16 protein-coding genes are annotated in these 15,688 nt (G+C 64.7%); 9 read left to right on the top strand and 7 right to left on the bottom strand.

Going from position 1 to position 15,688, the window contains the following annotated elements; all coding sequences use genetic code 11:
* Position 1: 1 nt before the first annotated feature.
* From ACVWY3_RS06535 to ACVWY3_RS06520, 4 genes are all read left to right on the top strand, one after another.
* Entirely contained in the window at positions 2-946 is a 945-nt protein-coding gene (locus tag ACVWY3_RS06535) for an alpha-E domain-containing protein (protein ID WP_027560128.1), read from the top strand.
* Between the two features lie 113 nt (positions 947-1,059).
* Positions 1,060-1,908: a transglutaminase family protein gene (locus tag ACVWY3_RS06530; protein ID WP_456837733.1), complete on the top strand. Its 849-nt coding sequence runs from the start codon at positions 1,060-1,062 to the stop codon at positions 1,906-1,908.
* 206 nt (positions 1,909-2,114) lie between these two features.
* Positions 2,115-2,873 carry a peptidase gene (locus ACVWY3_RS06525; protein ID WP_456837732.1) on the top strand — a complete coding sequence of 253 codons (759 nt, stop codon included), beginning with the start codon at positions 2,115-2,117 and terminating at the stop codon, positions 2,871-2,873.
* Positions 2,874-2,897: 24 nt separating this feature from the next.
* Positions 2,898-3,656, top strand: a complete 759-nt coding sequence (locus ACVWY3_RS06520) for an SDR family oxidoreductase (RefSeq protein ID WP_456837731.1) — start codon at positions 2,898-2,900, stop codon at positions 3,654-3,656.
* 157 nt (positions 3,657-3,813) lie between these two features.
* Here ACVWY3_RS06520 and ACVWY3_RS06515 read toward each other — a convergent pair whose 3' ends face one another.
* Entirely contained in the window at positions 3,814-5,079 is a 1,266-nt protein-coding gene (locus ACVWY3_RS06515) for an MFS transporter (protein ID WP_456837730.1), read from the bottom strand.
* 133 nt (positions 5,080-5,212) lie between these two features.
* Between ACVWY3_RS06515 and ACVWY3_RS06510 the strand changes: the two genes are divergently transcribed.
* On the top strand, positions 5,213-6,463 hold the full coding sequence (locus ACVWY3_RS06510; protein ID WP_456837729.1) for a NupC/NupG family nucleoside CNT transporter: 1,251 nt from the start codon (positions 5,213-5,215) through the stop codon (positions 6,461-6,463).
* Between the two features lie 26 nt (positions 6,464-6,489).
* Here the strand turns inward: ACVWY3_RS06510 and ACVWY3_RS06505 are convergent, their stop codons facing one another.
* The 3 genes from ACVWY3_RS06505 to ACVWY3_RS06495 form a co-directional block, all read right to left on the bottom strand.
* A complete protein-coding gene (locus tag ACVWY3_RS06505; protein ID WP_456837728.1) occupies positions 6,490-7,701 on the bottom strand; it encodes a rhomboid family intramembrane serine protease in 1,212 nt (403 codons plus the stop codon).
* A 222-nt stretch (positions 7,702-7,923) separates the two neighbouring features.
* Positions 7,924-8,451: a cupin domain-containing protein gene (locus ACVWY3_RS06500; protein WP_456837727.1), complete on the bottom strand. Its 528-nt coding sequence runs from the start codon at positions 8,449-8,451 to the stop codon at positions 7,924-7,926.
* A gap of 192 nt (positions 8,452-8,643) precedes the next feature.
* Positions 8,644-8,931, bottom strand: a complete 288-nt coding sequence (locus tag ACVWY3_RS06495; protein ID WP_456837726.1) for an usg protein — start codon at positions 8,929-8,931, stop codon at positions 8,644-8,646.
* Between the two features lie 396 nt (positions 8,932-9,327).
* Here ACVWY3_RS06495 and ACVWY3_RS06490 point away from each other — a divergent pair, with 396 nt between their 5' ends.
* Positions 9,328-9,642 (top strand): co-chaperone GroES, encoded by a 315-nt coding sequence (locus tag ACVWY3_RS06490; protein WP_456837725.1) that lies wholly within the window; start codon positions 9,328-9,330, stop codon positions 9,640-9,642.
* A 45-nt stretch (positions 9,643-9,687) separates the two neighbouring features.
* Positions 9,688-11,328, top strand: coding sequence for a chaperonin GroEL (groL, locus tag ACVWY3_RS06485; protein ID WP_057029537.1), 1,641 nt, complete (start codon positions 9,688-9,690; stop codon positions 11,326-11,328).
* A 67-nt stretch (positions 11,329-11,395) separates the two neighbouring features.
* On the opposite strand, the gene ACVWY3_RS06480 is transcribed toward groL, so the two are convergent.
* Both ACVWY3_RS06480 and ACVWY3_RS06475 read right to left on the bottom strand, forming a co-directional pair.
* The gene (locus ACVWY3_RS06480) at positions 11,396-11,551 is read right to left on the bottom strand and encodes a S26 family signal peptidase (RefSeq protein ID WP_456837724.1); all 156 of its coding nucleotides are present in this window, start codon (positions 11,549-11,551) and stop codon (positions 11,396-11,398) included.
* A 157-nt stretch (positions 11,552-11,708) separates the two neighbouring features.
* Complete coding sequence (locus tag ACVWY3_RS06475) at positions 11,709-12,542, bottom strand: LysR family transcriptional regulator (RefSeq protein WP_456837723.1); 834 nt, start codon at positions 12,540-12,542, stop codon at positions 11,709-11,711.
* A gap of 129 nt (positions 12,543-12,671) precedes the next feature.
* Here ACVWY3_RS06475 and ACVWY3_RS06470 point away from each other — a divergent pair, with 129 nt between their 5' ends.
* Together ACVWY3_RS06470 and ACVWY3_RS06465 are read left to right on the top strand one after the other, a co-directional pair.
* Complete coding sequence (locus ACVWY3_RS06470) at positions 12,672-13,265, top strand: cysteine hydrolase family protein (RefSeq protein ID WP_456837722.1); 594 nt, start codon at positions 12,672-12,674, stop codon at positions 13,263-13,265.
* A 12-nt stretch (positions 13,266-13,277) separates the two neighbouring features.
* Positions 13,278-13,901: a glutathione binding-like protein gene (locus ACVWY3_RS06465; protein WP_456837721.1), complete on the top strand. Its 624-nt coding sequence runs from the start codon at positions 13,278-13,280 to the stop codon at positions 13,899-13,901.
* Between the two features lie 78 nt (positions 13,902-13,979).
* On the opposite strand, the gene ACVWY3_RS06460 is transcribed toward ACVWY3_RS06465, so the two are convergent.
* Positions 13,980-15,044: a DUF2778 domain-containing protein gene (locus ACVWY3_RS06460; RefSeq protein WP_456837720.1), complete on the bottom strand. Its 1,065-nt coding sequence runs from the start codon at positions 15,042-15,044 to the stop codon at positions 13,980-13,982.
* Positions 15,045-15,688 lie beyond the last annotated feature (644 nt).

Below are 15,688 nucleotides of genomic sequence, written 5' to 3'. Positions count from 1 at the left end.
AATGCTGTCGCGTACCGCCGAAAACCTCTACTGGCTCGCCCGCTACGTCGAACGGGCCGAGTATCTCGCGCGCACCATCGATGCGACCTTGCGCGTCACCGCCTTGCCGGCCGCCTATATCGGCAAGACCAACGAATGGGACTCCGCGCTGCTCACCGCCGGCGTCGCCGCCAGCTTCTACCAGACCTACGAGGAAGCCAACGAGCACAACGTCGTCGACTACCTCTCGTTCTCGGCCGACAATCCGTCGTCCATCCGGAACTGCATCGAGGCGGCGCGGCTGAACTCGCGCTCGGTGCGCACCGCGCTCACCAGCGAGATGTGGGACACCATCAACTCGGCCTGGATCGAGCTGCAGGCGGTGTGGAGCAAGGGCACCTCGACGCGCGAGGATCTCGCAAAGTTCCTGCGCTTCGTGCAGGAGACCTCCTTGCGCTTCGACGGCTCGGCCTACCGGACCATGCTGCGTAACGACGCCTACTGGTTCTCGCGGATGGGCGTGCATCTCGAGCGCGCCGATAACACCGCGCGCATTCTCGACGTGAAGTACCACGTGCTGCTGCCCGAAGAGGAGCATGTCGGCGGACCGCTCGACTTCTACCAGTGGAGCTCCATCCTGCGCTCGGTCTCGGCGCTGACGGCTTATCACTGGGTCTATCGCGAGACGCTGAAGCCGTGGCTGATCGCGGACCTGCTCATCCTCAACGACACGCTGCCGCGCTCGCTTGCCAGCTGCTACGGCAATCTCGTACGCAACCTCGACCAGATCGGCGTCGCCTATGGCCGCCAGGGTCCGGCCCAGCGCCACGCCCGCGGCATCCGCAACCGGCTGGAACACAGCAACATGAACGACATTTTCCAGCACGGCGTGCATGAATTCATTCAGGAATTCATCGCGGATAATTCCAGGCTGGGCGAAATCATCACGAAGCAGTATTTGATCTAGTCGAACAGGAACTCTCACTCATCGTCATTCCGGGGCGCGCGCAGCGCGAACCCGGAATCTCGAGATTCCGGGTTCGGTCCTGCGACCGCCCCGGAATGACGGAATTGAAAACCATGCGCCTGCGAATCCAGCACACCACGACCTATCGCTACGAGCCGCCGGCCACCAGCGTGATCCAGATCCTGCGCATGACGCCCGGCAGCCATGACGGGCAATATGTGGCGGAGTGGCAGATCGACGTCTCGACCGACACCAAGCTCGACACCCACGAAGACGCGTTCGGCAACGTCACCCATGTGCTGTCCTGCGGCCCCGTCGGCGACATCAAGATCACCGCCGAGGGGCTGATCGAGACTCACGACACTGGCGGCGTGCTGCGCGGCGCCGACGAGCGCTTTCCGGCCGGCATGTTCCTGCGCACGACCGACCTCACCTCGGTCAATCCGGCCATGACGGCGGTGGCGCGCCAGCTGCGCAGCGAGGCCGAGAGCGACACGCTCGGCTTCCTGCACACGCTGATGACGCAGATCAGCGAGCACATGACCTTCGACGAGGACCCGACCAACAGCGGCACCTCTGCGGCCGAAGCGTTCACGCTCAAGCGCGGCGTCTGCCAGGACTACGCGCACATCTTCATCGCCTGCGCCCGCACCGGCGGCGTGCCGGCACGCTTCGTCTCCGGCCATTTCCTGCGCGCCGACGGCACGGTGCATCAGGATGCCGGCCACGCCTGGGCGGAGGCCTATGTGCCCGACCTCGGCTGGGTCGGCTTCGATCCCGCCAACAGCATCTGCGCCACCGAGGCCCATGTCCGCGTCGCGATCGGGCTCGACTATCTCGGCGCAGCCCCCGTGCGCGGCACCCGCTATGGCGGCGGCACGGAGACGCTGACGGTGGCGGTCAAGGTCGACCAGGCCGGCCGCGGCGGCCAGTCGCAATCGCAGTCCCAGCGGCAGAGCTAGGTGCCATTCCCGGGCGCGCGTAGCGCGAACCACCGTGCGCAATTGCGCACCTGAGCATCCATTCATCCGCGAACTCTGCGCCCCAACGCATTCCGGGCTAGCGCTGCGCGCGCCCCGGAGCGCCAGCCTAGCCCGCGGGAATCGGGGGTTTCATGCCTCCCCGAAATTGGCTAGTAATTCCGCGCAAACGCGTTCGGGGACTGGAAATGACCTATTGCTGCGGAATCCTGGTTCGGGACGGTCTGGTGATGATCGCCGATACCCGCACCAATGCCGGACTCGACAACGTCTCGACCTTCCGCAAGCTGCACATCTTCTCAAAGCCCGGCGAGCGCATCATGGCGATCGCCAGCGCCGGCAACCTCGCCATCAGCCAGTCGGTGCTGTCTACCCTGACCGAAGGCCTCGAGGACCCCAACACGGGCGAGATCGAGACGCTGATGAACGCGCCGACCATGTTCCAGGCCGCCCAGCGCATCGGCCGGGCGATCCGGGCGGTCCACGCCACCGAAGGTCCGGCGCTGAAATCCGAGGACGTATCGTTCGACGTCTCCTTCCTGTTCGGAGGCCAGATCAAGGGCGCGCGGATGCGTCTGTTCATGGTCTACACCGCGGGCAATTTCATCGAGTGCACCACCGACACGCCGTACCTTCAGATCGGCGAGCACAAATACGGCAAGCCGGTGCTCGACCGCGCCATGCATTACGACGTCGAGCTCTACGAGGCGCTGAAGACCGGCCTGATCTCGATGGACTCGACGATGCGTTCCAATCTCGGCGTAGGCCTGCCGATCGACGTGCTGGTGGTGCGCTCGGATGCCTGTGATGCCGATCTCAACCACCGCATCGAGGCGGGCGAGCCCTACTTCCACGACCTGCGCTCGCGCTGGTCGGCGGCCTTGCGCGCGGCGCATCAGAACATCCCGCGGCCGCCCTACAAGAACGACAAAGAACCCAAAACCTGACAGCAAGAGAAAAGGCAGGAAACGATGAGTGAAGCGAAAAAGATCGCATTGGTGACGGGCGCCGGCACCGGCGTCGGGCGCGCCGCGTCGCTGGCGCTGATGAACACCGGCTTCACCGTGGTGCTCGCAGGCCGCCGCCTCGATATGCTCGAGGAGACCGCAAAGCTCGGCCCCGCGGGAAAAAGCCTGTGCGTCACCGCCGACATGACCAAGCCGGATTCCATTGCCGCGCTGTTCGACAAGGTGAAGGCGACCTATGGCCGCCTCGACGTGCTGTTCAACAATGCCGGCATGGGCGCGCCGGCCGTCAATTTCGAGGACCTCAGCCTCGAGCAGTGGCAGGCGGTGGTGAACACCAACCTCACCGGCCCGTTCCTGTGCACCCAGCACGCCTTCCGCATCATGAAGGACCAGAACCCGCGCGGCGGCCGCATCATCAACAACGGCTCGATCTCGGCGCATGCGCCGCGGCCGTTCTCGGCGGCCTACACCTCGACCAAGCACGCCATCACCGGCCTGACCAAGGCCTCGAACCTCGACGGCCGCATGTACGACATCGCGGTCGGCCAGATCGACATCGGCAATGCCGCAACGCCAATGACCGACCGCATGGTCAACGGCCCCGGCGTGCTGCAGCCCGACGGCACCACCAAGCACGAGCCGCGCATGGACGCGAAGGCGGTCGGCGATGCCGTTGCCTACATGGCCGGCCTGCCGCTCGATGCCAACGTGCTGACCATGACGGTGATGGCGACGAAGATGCCGTTCGTGGGACGGGGCTAGTCCAGAACCGCTCTCGTGCCCCGGACGTAGCGCGGCATGCAATGACGCGCTGCAGAGCCGGGGCCCATGCCTTAGCGATCTCGTGATTGGCCTTGGGGCCCGGCTCTGCGCCGCAACGCTGACGCGTTGCAGCTTGTCCGGGACACGAGACCTTCGCCTACTCCAAACTCTCCACCTGCCGCAGGCTCGGGAACAGCTTCATCCAGAGCAGCGCCACCGCGACCGTGCAAACACCGCCGAGCACGGCAGCGGGCATCGCGCCGAACAGCGCGGCCGTCAGGCCGCTCTCGAACTGGCCCAGCTGATTGCTGGCATTGATGAAGAGGAAGTTCACCGCGCCGACGCGGCCGCGCATCTCGTCGGGGGTGGCGAGCTGCACCAGCGAGAAGCGGATCACGACGCTGATCGTGTCGGCGGCGCCCAGCACGGCGAGCGAGAGTACCGACAGCCACATCCACTGCGACAACGCGAACACGATCGTGGCAACGCCGAACACGATGACGGCCTGGAACATGCGCAAGCCCACATGCCTGGAGATGGCGTGACGCGCCAGCACCATAGTCATCAGCAGCGCACCGACCGCGGGCGCCGCGCGCAGCACCCCTAACCCGACCGGGCCGGTCTGAAGAACGTCACGGGCATAGATCGGCAACAACGCCGTGACACCGCCGAACAGCACAGCGAACAGATCGAGCGAGATGGTGCCGAGGATCGCCGAATTGCTGCGGATGAAGCGAACACCTGCAAAGATGTTGTCAGACTCCGTCCCCTCCTCGGCGATCGCCTGCGGACGCGGCCGGATGAAGCCGGTCAGGATCATACCCAAAATCCAGAACACCACCATGACGGCGTAGGCCAGATGCGGCGCGATGGCGTAGGCAAAGCCGCCGAGCGCGGGGCCCGTGATGGTCGCGACCTGTGCCGCGCCGCTGGAGACGGCCGTGGCGCGCTGGAGCGAGCCCCGCGGCGCGATCAGCGGCAGCAGCGCCGCGGTGGTCGGGCTCTCGAATGCGCCAGCGATGCCGAGCACAAAGGTCGCGACGAAGATCTGCACCTCGCCGACCGCGCCGAGATAAGTGATGACAGCGAGGTACAGCGCGGTCGCGGCTTCCGCGAGCTGGCAGAGCTGGACCACGCGCTTGCGCTCGAAACGGTCGGCGGCATGGCCGGCGACGAACACCAGCAGCGCCGTGGGGAGGAACTGCACGAGGCCGACCATGCCAAGGTCGAAGGCCGAGCCGGTGAGATCGTAGATCTGCCAGCCGATCGCGACCGCCGCGATCTGGCTGGAGAATCGCGACAGGCTGCGCGATAGCAGGAAGAATAGGAATGCGCGGTGGGCGAGGAGCTGGCCGGCTGTCACCGGCGCACTGGCCTGTAACGGCTGCGCTTCGCTTGCGTTTTGGCTCACCTTCCTGACCATCCGCGCCTGGTATTGACGATGCCCCGCGTGGCTGACGCGGACCAGCTTGTCAACAGCGGGCGGGCCCCAGGGCCATCCGGCATTGCGTTTGCAACGCACCCGCGGCCATAATCATTGAGGGTTTGGGGACATCATGCTGCGGCTGCAATCGGCACTTGGCATTTTCGCATTGCTGCTGCTCGCCTATGCGCTGGCGGAGAATCGGCGCGCCCTCTCGCTGCGGCAGGCCGGGATCGGCCTCGCCGTGACCTTCGTCACCGCGCTCGTGCTGTTGAAGCTGCCCGTCGTCGCGCACGCCTTCGGCGCCATCAACGACGCGGTCGGCGCGATCTCGGCGGCCTCCCGCGCCGGCTCCGCCTTCGTCTTCGGCTATGTCGGCGGCGGCCCCCTGCCCTTCGACCTCAAGGCGCCGGGCGCCGATTTCATCCTGGCCTTTCAGGCGCTGCCGATCGTGCTGGTGATGAGCGCGCTGACGACGCTGTTGTTCTACTGGCGGGTGCTGCCGCCCATCGTGCGCGGCATGGCCTGGCTGCTCGAACGTACGTTGGGGGTCGGCGGCGCGGTGGGCCTGTCCACCGCCGCCAATATCTTCCTCGGCATGGTCGAGGCACCGCTGTTCGTGCGGCCGTACCTGAAACAGATGACGCGCAGCGAATTGTTCCTGGTGATGACCGGCGGCATGGCCGGCATCGCCGGAACGGTGCTGGTGCTCTATGCGACGCTGCTGGCACCGCTGATTCCTGACGCCGCCGCGCATTTCGTCATCGCCTCGGTGCTGGGCGCACCCGCCGCGATCCTGGTCAGCCTGATCATGGTGCCGGAGACGAGTGACAGGCGCACCGGCGGCGCGCTGGAGGATCCTGACATGGACGTCGCCAGCGCAATGGACGCGATCGTGAAGGGCACCACCGCCGGCCTCGAGCTGCTGCTCAACATCGTCGCGATGCTGCTGGTGCTGGTGGCGCTGGTCTACCTCGTCAACGCCGCGCTCGGATTACTGCCGGATATCGGCGGCGCCGCGATCTCGTTGCAGCGCCTGCTCGGCCTCGTGATGGCGCCGGTGTGCTGGCTGATGGGTCTGCCCTGGGACCAGGCGATCACCGCCGGCAGCCTGATGGGCACCAAGACCGTGCTCAACGAACTGATCGCCTATGTCGATCTCTCAAAACTGCCGCCCGACGCGCTCGATCCGCGCTCGCGCCTGATCATGCTCTATGCGATGTGCGGCTTTGCCAATTTCGCCAGCCTCGGCATCATGATCGGCGGCCTGGGAGTGATGGCGCCGGAGCGGCGCGAGGAGATCAACGCGCTCGGGCTGAAGTCGATCGTATCGGGGACGTTGACGACGTGTCTGATGGGCGCGGTGGTGGGGGTGCTCGCGTAGGTCGCTCCGCCGTCATTCCGAGGCGCTCAACCGCACAATTTTTGCTTCTGCAAGATGCGACGCACGTCAGCCATCTTGGCGCGGCAGGGTTCGGCCGCCATGGCTTTCGCCTCGCCGGTCCGTCCCTGCACCATCAGCAACACCGCCATCAAACCCTGCGCCCCGGAGCGCACCGGCCCGCCCGCTACATCCGAGGCTGCGAGCGACATGGCGGCCCGCACTTCCACCTCGGCGGCACCGAGATTCTCCTGCTCCAGGAAGTAGACCGCACGGAAAAAATGAGCCCTCGGGTCTTTCGGGTAGCGCGTGACCAGATCGAAGGACCGGGCAGCCATTTCGCCAGCCTTGTCCGGGTATTCCGAGATCCGGACATACTGTCTGGCGTCGGCCATGTAGGACGCAAAATGAGCGGCGGCGAAGCCGGCGCAGATCAGAGATCCGACGCATCCTGCAAGCAACGTCATGCTCGCGCTCCGCGGCAGGCTGTCATAGGAACAGAACAGCAGCCACGGCATGACGGCAAGCGCGCCGCCGGCCAGCGCACCGCCTGCATGGGCAAAATAGTCGACATTGCCGGAGGCGCCAAAGGCAAGCGGCAGCAGTGCGGGAACACCGAAGAAGAGCGACGTCTTCAGCCTCGACATCGTCTGATCGGCGTCCGCTTCGGGATCGAAGCTCGAGACGAACAGCGCGGCGATCAGGCCGGTAATGGCGCCGGACGCACCGACGCCCGGCTGGCCGGGCGCATTGCCGAGGAGCGAGGCGGCCTCGCCGGCTAGCGCACTGGCAACAAAGATCAGCGCAAAGCAGCCACGGCCGATCAGAGGCTCCAACCTGACGCCGACGATGAACAGCGCAATGCAGTTGCCAATGAGGTGCCAATCGCTGCCATGCAGAAGCGGCGCGAGACCGATCCGCCACCACTCTCCCCTTCCAACCACCAGATCATAGCTGGTCGCGCCATAAGCGATCAGCGAGCGGACATCGAGTGAGCCGTCGCGCGCAACGTCGATGGCCAGGCTGCGTTGCAGGGCGAAGATCAGCAACAGACCGAAGATCAGGCCAATGGTGAGGAAGGGGATATCGGCCAGCAGCTTGTTGTCGGCAAAGAGCGTCCCCTCACTGGGCAAGGGCCGAGGAGCGATCGGCGCGGCCACGGGTTGAAGCGATGCGCGTTGAAACGATCCACTTGGTGGTGGCGCCACGACGCCGCGTCGGCCAAAAGTGTTGGTCGCCATGAAAGCATGTCCTGCATGTTCACAGCCCTGAGTTGACGCAAGAGGTGTTTTCGACTGGTTAGCGCCGCCCTCCCGGGCGGCTGAAACCATCCGATCGGTAACTTCGCGGTTTCGCGGATCGGTCGCTTTTTAGCGATCGCTCGGGAACGCTGACGACGTGTTTGCTGGGGGCGGTGGCGTTCGCGCTGCGGGCGCGCCGGAATGACGGCTGAGAGAGCGTGCCTACGCCTTCAACTCGACCGTCCTGAACTCCGCCGGCAAGATCACCTCCAGCAGCTCCGCGTCGTCCGAGTAATCCAAAATCATGTGCTTGATCTTCGGCGGCTGGGTCCAGGCGCTGCCTTCCTTCATCAGGGTCTCGCCCTGCCCCTCCATGTAGGTCCTCACCCAGCCCTTGAGCACGTAGACCATCTGGAATTCGACGTCGTGAAAATGCAGTTTCGACACCTCCGCTGGATTGCACGGACCCTGCAGGCGGATCACATGCGCTTGCGCCAGGCCGTGAGTGGCATCTGCGATGCCGAGGTCGCGGTATTTGGCGTAAGCGCGCAGGCCGTCGGCTTTGAAATCTTCCTCGCGGTGGTGGCTGATGGCGATGCGCTGCTTGGGACGGGCAGGCTTTTTCGGCGCAACCGTGCGGGCTTTCGTCTTCACTGCCTTACGCGCGGGAGATCGCGCAGCGGCTTTGGCGCCGCTCCGCTTCTTCACCGCGGTCTGGACTGCGCTGCGCGATTTCGCCTTCTTGGCCATGGGCCGCCTCCCGTTGTTGTTATGGGAAAAGGCTAGCACAGAACAAGATGCCGTAGGGCGGGCAAAGCGACTTGTCCGCCATTGCTCCAAGAGCGACGGCGGAAGCGTGCCCACCTATGTCAGTTGCGATCGCTGAGAGATGGTGGGCACGGCGCCTACGCGCCTTTGCCCCCTACAAGCCCGGTGCTCGCCTCAATGCAGACGGAACACGCCGTCCACGGAACGCAGTTCGGCGGGTTTGATCAGCTTGGAATGCGCGACCGTGACCGAGTGCAGCGGCCCGTCGAGCTTCTCCTGCCAGAAGGCCAGGAAGTCGGTCAGCGCCGGGAATTTCGGAAACATATCGTAGTTCTGCCAGACATAGGTCTGGAGCAGCGACGGGTGATCCGGCATCCGGTAGAGAATTTGTGCCGTCGTCAGCCCGTAACCCAGCATCTGTTTCCGGAAATCCTCGGAAACGCCCCCAACGCGCAGTCCCATGCCAAACCTCCTTTGCAGGAGCGCATTCGGGAGTGGCTTGATCGGTGCCCCGGGAGCCACCCGGAAACGATGCGCTCACATGAGAGAAATGTGACGCAAACTGACAATCCATCTCAAGCCCAAAAGTTTAACAAGCTGTTGAAATTCAAAGCGTTAGCAGCAGATGCGGCTCCGTGCTAATACGGTCCGCCAACGGCCTCCACGCGGCTCTGCGGCCGGTTAACGATGGTAAAGAATATCTGGCAATCCGCGCTTTCGAGTGCTGATTTTTCTGCTAGAAGCCCTTGCCCCCGCAAAATTCCTGTCCTATTTCAGCGTCGCCCGTGCTAGCACTCACGGGCAACGACTGCTAACAACTCAAAATCCTCAACTCGTGCAAATGTTTAGGAGGACTGCATGAAATTCCGTCCGCTTCACGACCGCGTCGTGGTCAAGCGCATCGACGCAGAAGAGAAGACCGCTGGCGGCATCATCATTCCCGACACTGCCAAGGAAAAGCCCTCCCAGGGCGAAGTCGTCGCTGTTGGCCCGGGTGGCCGCGACGAAGCTGGCAAGCTGACCCCGATCGACCTGAAGGTCGGCGACCGCGTGCTGTTCGGCAAATGGTCCGGCACCGAGGTCAAGATCGACGGTCAGGACCTGCTGATCATGAAGGAGAGCGACGTGATGGGCGTTCTCGAGGTCAGCGATTCCAAGAAGAAGGCGGCTTAAGAGCCCCTCTCCCCTTCCAGTCAACATCCTCAAGGAAAATTCCAGATGGCAGCCAAAGAAGTCAAATTCTCGGTTGAAGCGCGCGACAAGATGCTGCGCGGCGTCGACGTCCTCGCCAACGCGGTGAAGGTCACGCTCGGTCCGAAGGGCCGCAACGTCGTGCTCGACAAGTCGTTCGGCGCTCCCCGCATCACCAAGGACGGCGTCACCGTCGCCAAGGAGATCGAGCTCGACGACAAGTTCGAGAACATGGGCGCCCAGATGGTGCGCGAAGTCGCTTCCAAGTCCGCCGATGCGGCCGGCGACGGCACCACCACCGCCACCGTGCTCGCCCAGGCGATCGTGAAGGAAGGCGCGAAGTCCGTTGCCGCCGGCATGAACCCGATGGACCTCAAGCGCGGTATCGACCTCGCGGTGGAGGCCGTCGTGGCCGACCTCGAGAAGAACTCGAAGAAGGTCACCTCGAACGACGAGATCGCCCAGGTCGGCACCATCTCGGCCAACGGCGACGCCGAGATCGGCAAGTTCCTCGCCGACGCCATGAAGAAGGTCGGCAACGAGGGCGTCATCACCGTCGAGGAAGCCAAGTCGCTCGAGACCGAGCTCGACGTGGTCGAGGGCATGCAGTTCGACCGCGGCTACATCTCGCCCTACTTCGTCACCAACGCCGACAAGATGCGCGTTGAGATGGACGACGCCTACATCCTCATCAACGAGAAGAAGCTGTCCTCGCTGAACGAGCTGCTGCCGCTGCTCGAGGCCGTGGTGCAGACCGGCAAGCCGCTGGTTATCGTCGCCGAGGACGTCGAGGGTGAAGCGCTCGCGACCCTGGTCGTGAACCGTCTCCGTGGCGGCCTGAAGGTCGCGGCCGTCAAGGCTCCGGGCTTCGGCGATCGCCGCAAGGCCATGCTGCAGGACATCGCGATCCTGACCGGCGGCCAGGCGATCTCGGAAGACCTCGGCATCAAGCTCGAGAACGTCACGCTCAACATGCTCGGTCGCGCCAAGAAGGTGATGATCGACAAGGAGAACACCACGATCGTCAACGGCGCCGGCAAGAAGGCCGACATCGAGGCGCGCGTGGCCCAGATCAAGGCGCAGATCGAGGAGACCACCTCGGACTACGACCGTGAGAAGCTCCAGGAGCGTCTCGCCAAGCTGGCGGGCGGCGTCGCGGTGATCCGCGTCGGCGGCGCGACCGAGGTCGAGGTGAAGGAGCGCAAGGATCGCGTTGATGACGCGATGCATGCGACCCGCGCGGCTGTCGAGGAAGGCATCGTCCCGGGCGGCGGCGTCGCCCTGCTCCGTGCCTCCGAGCAGCTCAAGGGCCTGCGCACCAAGAACGACGATCAGAAGACCGGCGTCGAAATCGTGCGCAAGGCGCTGTCGGCACCGGCTCGTCAGATCGCGATCAACGCTGGTGAAGACGGCTCGGTGATCGTCGGCAAGATCCTGGAGAACAAGGCCTACAATTACGGCTTCGACTCCCAGACCGGCGAATATGCCGACCTCGTCAAGAAGGGCATCATCGACCCGACCAAGGTGGTCCGTACCGCGATCCAGAACGCTGCCTCGGTGGCCGCGCTCCTGATCACCACGGAAGCCATGGTCGCCGAGCTGCCCAAGAAGGGCGGCGCCGGCCCGGCGATGCCCCCCGGTGGCGGCATGGGCGGCATGGACTTCTAAGGTCCAACCACCTCGAGACTTGCGAAACCCCGGCAGCGATGCCGGGGTTTTTGTTTATGGCGGTCATTCACCACACCTTCCCGAGCCGCTCCATGTGCGGCTCGCCGTTTTCGTCGAGCGACCACAAGATTCGCGTTACCTTGCCGACGAGATTGTCCATGGGGATGAAGCCCATCGCTGCCATGCGGCTGTCGCTGGAGTTGTCTCTGTTATCACCGAGCACGAAGAAATGGCCCGGCGGAACGGTGAAGACGTTGGTGTTGTCGAGATGGCCGTTGTCGGTGCAGTCATAGGTGACGTAGGACGCGCCGTTCGGCAGCGTCTCACGCCAGCGCCTGACTTTCGTGGCATCGTCGGTCCCGCAGGCCGAGCCGGCGACGTCAACTCCGTGACGTCTCCTGGAAACAGGCCCTCACCCAGTCGATGGTGACGCGTGTCGCGGCGTCGCGCTTGAGATGATTTTGCACGAGCAGCCAGACGTCGCGCGGCTTCGGCAGCAGCGTCGCGCGCAGGCGGCGATCACCGAGCAGGTCCGCGCAAACATATTCCGGCAGCACGCCGCTGGCCTGATGCGCGCGGATCAGGTTGCGGATGACGCGGACGTTGTCGGTGACGCAGCGCGCGCGGGCTTTCCTGGTGCGCAGGAATTGCGTCTCGGGGATGGCGCCGAGCTCGTCCGGATAGGCGCACAACATCGGCTCGCCCTCGGTCGTGACGGGCTCAAAATAGTAAATGCGAATTTCGCCGAGCTTCGAGATCGCGAAATCACCCTTGTCGGGCTTGCGCAGGCGGATGGCGAGATCGGCCTCCCAGCGCGAGAACCTGACGTTCTCGCTCGAGGTGAGGAATTGCAGCGTCAGGCCGGGATTGGCGCGCAGGAACTCGCTCGCGCGCGGCGACAGCACCTCCTCGGCGACCGTGTTGGTGGAGGCGATGCGCAGGCGTCCCACCGGACCTTCGAGGCTCTCACTGAGACGACCGATCTCGGCGGCATGTGCAGCCATCGCCTCGACATGCGCCAGCACCGCTTCGCAACTGCGCGTCGGCCTGCGGGCGCCGTCGGCCGCCTCGAACAGACGGAGACCAAGCGCACGCTCGATGCGTGACAGCCTGCGCCCGACCGTGGTCTCGTCGATGCGCAGCCGCGCGCTGGCGCCGGCATAAGTGCCTTCGTCCCTGACGGCGGCGATGATGCGAAGATCGTCCCAGTTCATCGTTCGAGGCTATATCGCCCCGCGCCTGCCTGCAATATCGCAGCCGCCCGCTGCAATATCCCTGCACAACAGCAGGCATAGCCGGCGCTATGTTCCGAAAGCATCTTGCCTCCGGAGATTTCAGAGATCATGACGACCGCAAAGACCCTGCTGCAGCTCGCCGACGCCGACCTCAACCCAGCGCGTCTTGGCGAGGCCGCACTGGTGCTGATCGACATCCAGAACGAATATCTCGCAGGGCCCCTCGCCCTGCCCGACGCCAAGCCCGCGATCGCGCAGGCTAGCGCCCTGCTGTCACGCGCCCGCGAGGCCGGCTCCGCCATCATCCACATCGCCCATCGCGGCAAGGCGGGCGGCCTGTTCGACCGCAGCGCCGATCGCGGCGCCATCGTCGCCGAACTGAGCCCCGGTGCCGGCGAGCTGGTGATCGAGAAGGAGCTGCCGAACGCCTTTGCGGGCACCGATCTGCAGGCGCGCCTTGCCGCAACCGACAGGAAGAACATCGTGCTGGCCGGCTTCATGACGCATATGTGCGTCTCCTCCACCGCCCGTGCCGCCCTCGACCTCGGCTTTCGCACCACGATCGATGCTGACGCCTGTGCCACGCGCGACCTGCCCGACGGCTTCGGCGGCACGCTCAACGCCCGGACCATCCACGAGGTCGCGCTCGCCGAGTTATCCGACCGCTTCGCGATCATCGCGCGCGGCGACGCGCTGAGATGATGGAGCAACGCGATGCTGCAACTCTATTTCTCGCCGATGGCCTGCTCGCTTGCGAGCCGGATCGCGCTGATGGAAGCGGGCCTCGAGGCGCGCTATCATCTGGTGCAGCTCCAGACCAAGAAGGTCGTTGACGACGGCGATTTCCACAGGATTTCACCGAAGGCCGCGGTGCCGGTGCTGGTGCTGGAGAACGGCGAGCGGCTGACCGAGAGCGCGGCGGTGCTGCAGTACATCGCCGATCTGAAGCCGGAGGCGGGTCTCGCGCCCCGCCCCAGTGAGCCCGACCGCTACCGCCTGCAGGAATGGCTGAGCTTCACCGGCGCCGAGATCCACAAGGCGTTCCTGTTTCCGACCTTCTGGTATCAGGACGACGGCTCGCTGGCGAAGCCGCGGACAAGGATCGTGCAGACGTTGCAGGTGCCGTCAGCGCATCTGACGGAGCGCGAATTCCTGGTCGGCAACAGGTTCACCGTCGCCGATGCGCACCTCGCCTGGGCCTTGCTGCTGCTCCGCCCCGCCGGGATCGACATCGCGCAATGGCCGTCGTTGGCGGCTTATCTTGCGCGCATGCAGGCGCGGCCTGCCATGAAAGAGGCGATCGCGATCGAGATGGCGCTGCGCAAGACGATGACTTGAACGTCCTAAAGCGCATCGCGCTTTGAAAGACCGCTTCGCACTTTGCGCTAACGCGGCCCTCCGGGTCCGGATCAGGCTTTAGTCGACCCGTGCCAGCACCGCGAGCTTGCGGATGCCCTTGTTGCGGTAGGCGTCGAGGAACGCGTAATAGTCCTTGAACGACACGCAGCCGTTGGAGTCGCCGTTCGGCCCAAGCATGAAGGTGTGCGCGAGCAGGCCGTCGCGGCCGTAGATCGCGCTCTCGCCGCCGATCGGGGTCAGGCGCAGCGCCGGCACGCCGTGGAACAGCGCTTCGCGCGGCTTCAGCGTGTAGATGTGCGGCGGCGTCACGCCGCGCATGCGGACTTTCGAGGAGCGCGGATCGTCGAGATTGGAGCCGAGGCCGGAATGCGCCTCGAGCTTGGTGCCATCGGGCAGGTAAACCGTCTTGGCGGTGATGTCGTAGACCGCCGTGTCGCGCTCATAGGGCGGCGCGCCGCCGAACATCGGGTTCTGCTCCTTCGGCGCGATGACGGCGGTCACGCTGGCATCGGCGGAGGCATAGGCGAGCAGCCCGCCGGACGGTTCACGCTTGCCCCAGAGCTTTTCCACCATCGACTGCCGCGGCCCGGTGATCGACATCACCGCGGCCTTGGCGCGGTCGGCGAACGATTTCGGCTTGGCCTCGGGCGCCGGCACGATCTCGGCCGGATCGGCCGAAGCCAGCTGCATCTGTGCATCCGTGGCGCGCTTGGCCTTCGCGGCATCCGCAGTTTTGGCAGGAGCCGCCGGCTTCAGCGCTTCGGCGACCTTGGCGATCACGCTCTGCTTCGGGGCCTCGGCGACCTTGGTCTCAGGCGCGGCACTGGCCGCATTCGACTCCACGCCTTGCGTGGCAGCCGCGGCGAAGCGCTCGTTGAACATCTCGCGCGAGATCGGGGCTGCGACCTGCAAGCGGTCGGGCAGCAGCGCAAAAGCTTCCTTGATGGCCTCGCCCGCCTCGCGCATCGCGACCTTGGGCGCGCGCTTGATCACGGGCTCGTTGTAACCGGCGCTGCCGACGGACGGGTAGACGCTGGCGGCGAAGATGTTGTTGTAGACGGTCCAGCCGGCAAGCACGACGCAGCCGATCACAGCCGCGCCAAGCACGTTTTGGGTGGTCATTTTCCGGGAAGGCTTCCGATGTGAATGCTTGCCAGAATTGTTGGACTTCCGTGCCGCGTTACTCTGCGCAGCGATACTCGTACTCATTCGCCTTGCGTCCAGGACGGTGTCACTCAGTCCCCCTTCGAAGTGCCGCTGGTCACGATCCGGGAACAGCATCTCGCAGGAGGTCGGAGCGTCATTAAGGCGACTTTTAGTTAAATGCGGATTAAGTTCGGGCAGATATGGGGCAACTCGTTAACGCTGTGCCATTTCGAGAAAAACGCCCGCAGAACTACGGACTTAGGCGCGTCTGTTAACCATAATTCTCGGCCTAATCGGCGCGGTCAGCGGACCTCTTCAGGCCGCCTCTCTAAACGCACCAACCAAGTCCTTTTCGTGGTCTTCAATACCCGCACAATAGCGGAGAAGCGTTGCGCGAGGCTGGTGCGCGCTATCTCGATCTTCGCCTCTCCCGCGCCTGCGGGTGAGGGGAGCCTCCGCGAGTTCAACTCTTACCGCATGCGCGGAAACAGCCCCTCGCCCCACCCTCTCTCCGTGAGTACGGGGAGAGACAGGAGATTGAGTGCTCACACAACACGGCGCCCTGACTGAAAGTTGATCGTGCCGCACTGGAAAATACCGCAGCGAGAAAATAGCTGCGA

This window comes from Bradyrhizobium sp. USDA 4486 (assembly GCF_054057995.1).
This window is presented reverse-complemented; position numbering and strand designations above follow the sequence as displayed.

Bases quoted from the DNA above. Each gene is read 5' to 3' on its own strand.
- ACVWY3_RS06475 (WP_456837723.1), bottom strand. From the start codon at position 12,542: ATGAACTGGGACGATCTTCGCATCATCGCCGCCGTCAGGGACGAAGGC.
- ACVWY3_RS06535 (WP_027560128.1), top strand. From the start codon at position 2: ATGCTGTCGCGTACCGCCGAAAACCTCTACTGGCTCGCCCGCTACGTC.
- ACVWY3_RS06530 (WP_456837733.1), top strand. From the start codon at position 1,060: ATGCGCCTGCGAATCCAGCACACCACGACCTATCGCTACGAGCCGCCG.
- ACVWY3_RS06505 (WP_456837728.1), bottom strand. From the start codon at position 7,701: ATGGCGACCAACACTTTTGGCCGACGCGGCGTCGTGGCGCCACCACCA.
- ACVWY3_RS06490 (WP_456837725.1), top strand. From the start codon at position 9,328: ATGAAATTCCGTCCGCTTCACGACCGCGTCGTGGTCAAGCGCATCGAC.
- ACVWY3_RS06500 (WP_456837727.1), bottom strand. From the start codon at position 8,451: ATGGCCAAGAAGGCGAAATCGCGCAGCGCAGTCCAGACCGCGGTGAAG.
- ACVWY3_RS06460 (WP_456837720.1), bottom strand. From the start codon at position 15,044: ATGACCACCCAAAACGTGCTTGGCGCGGCTGTGATCGGCTGCGTCGTG.
- groL (WP_057029537.1), top strand. From the start codon at position 9,688: ATGGCAGCCAAAGAAGTCAAATTCTCGGTTGAAGCGCGCGACAAGATG.
- ACVWY3_RS06470 (WP_456837722.1), top strand. From the start codon at position 12,672: ATGACGACCGCAAAGACCCTGCTGCAGCTCGCCGACGCCGACCTCAAC.
- ACVWY3_RS06525 (WP_456837732.1), top strand. From the start codon at position 2,115: ATGACCTATTGCTGCGGAATCCTGGTTCGGGACGGTCTGGTGATGATC.
- ACVWY3_RS06495 (WP_456837726.1), bottom strand. From the start codon at position 8,931: ATGGGACTGCGCGTTGGGGGCGTTTCCGAGGATTTCCGGAAACAGATG.
- ACVWY3_RS06520 (WP_456837731.1), top strand. From the start codon at position 2,898: ATGAGTGAAGCGAAAAAGATCGCATTGGTGACGGGCGCCGGCACCGGC.
- ACVWY3_RS06510 (WP_456837729.1), top strand. From the start codon at position 5,213: ATGCTGCGGCTGCAATCGGCACTTGGCATTTTCGCATTGCTGCTGCTC.
- ACVWY3_RS06465 (WP_456837721.1), top strand. From the start codon at position 13,278: ATGCTGCAACTCTATTTCTCGCCGATGGCCTGCTCGCTTGCGAGCCGG.
- ACVWY3_RS06515 (WP_456837730.1), bottom strand. From the start codon at position 5,079: ATGGTCAGGAAGGTGAGCCAAAACGCAAGCGAAGCGCAGCCGTTACAG.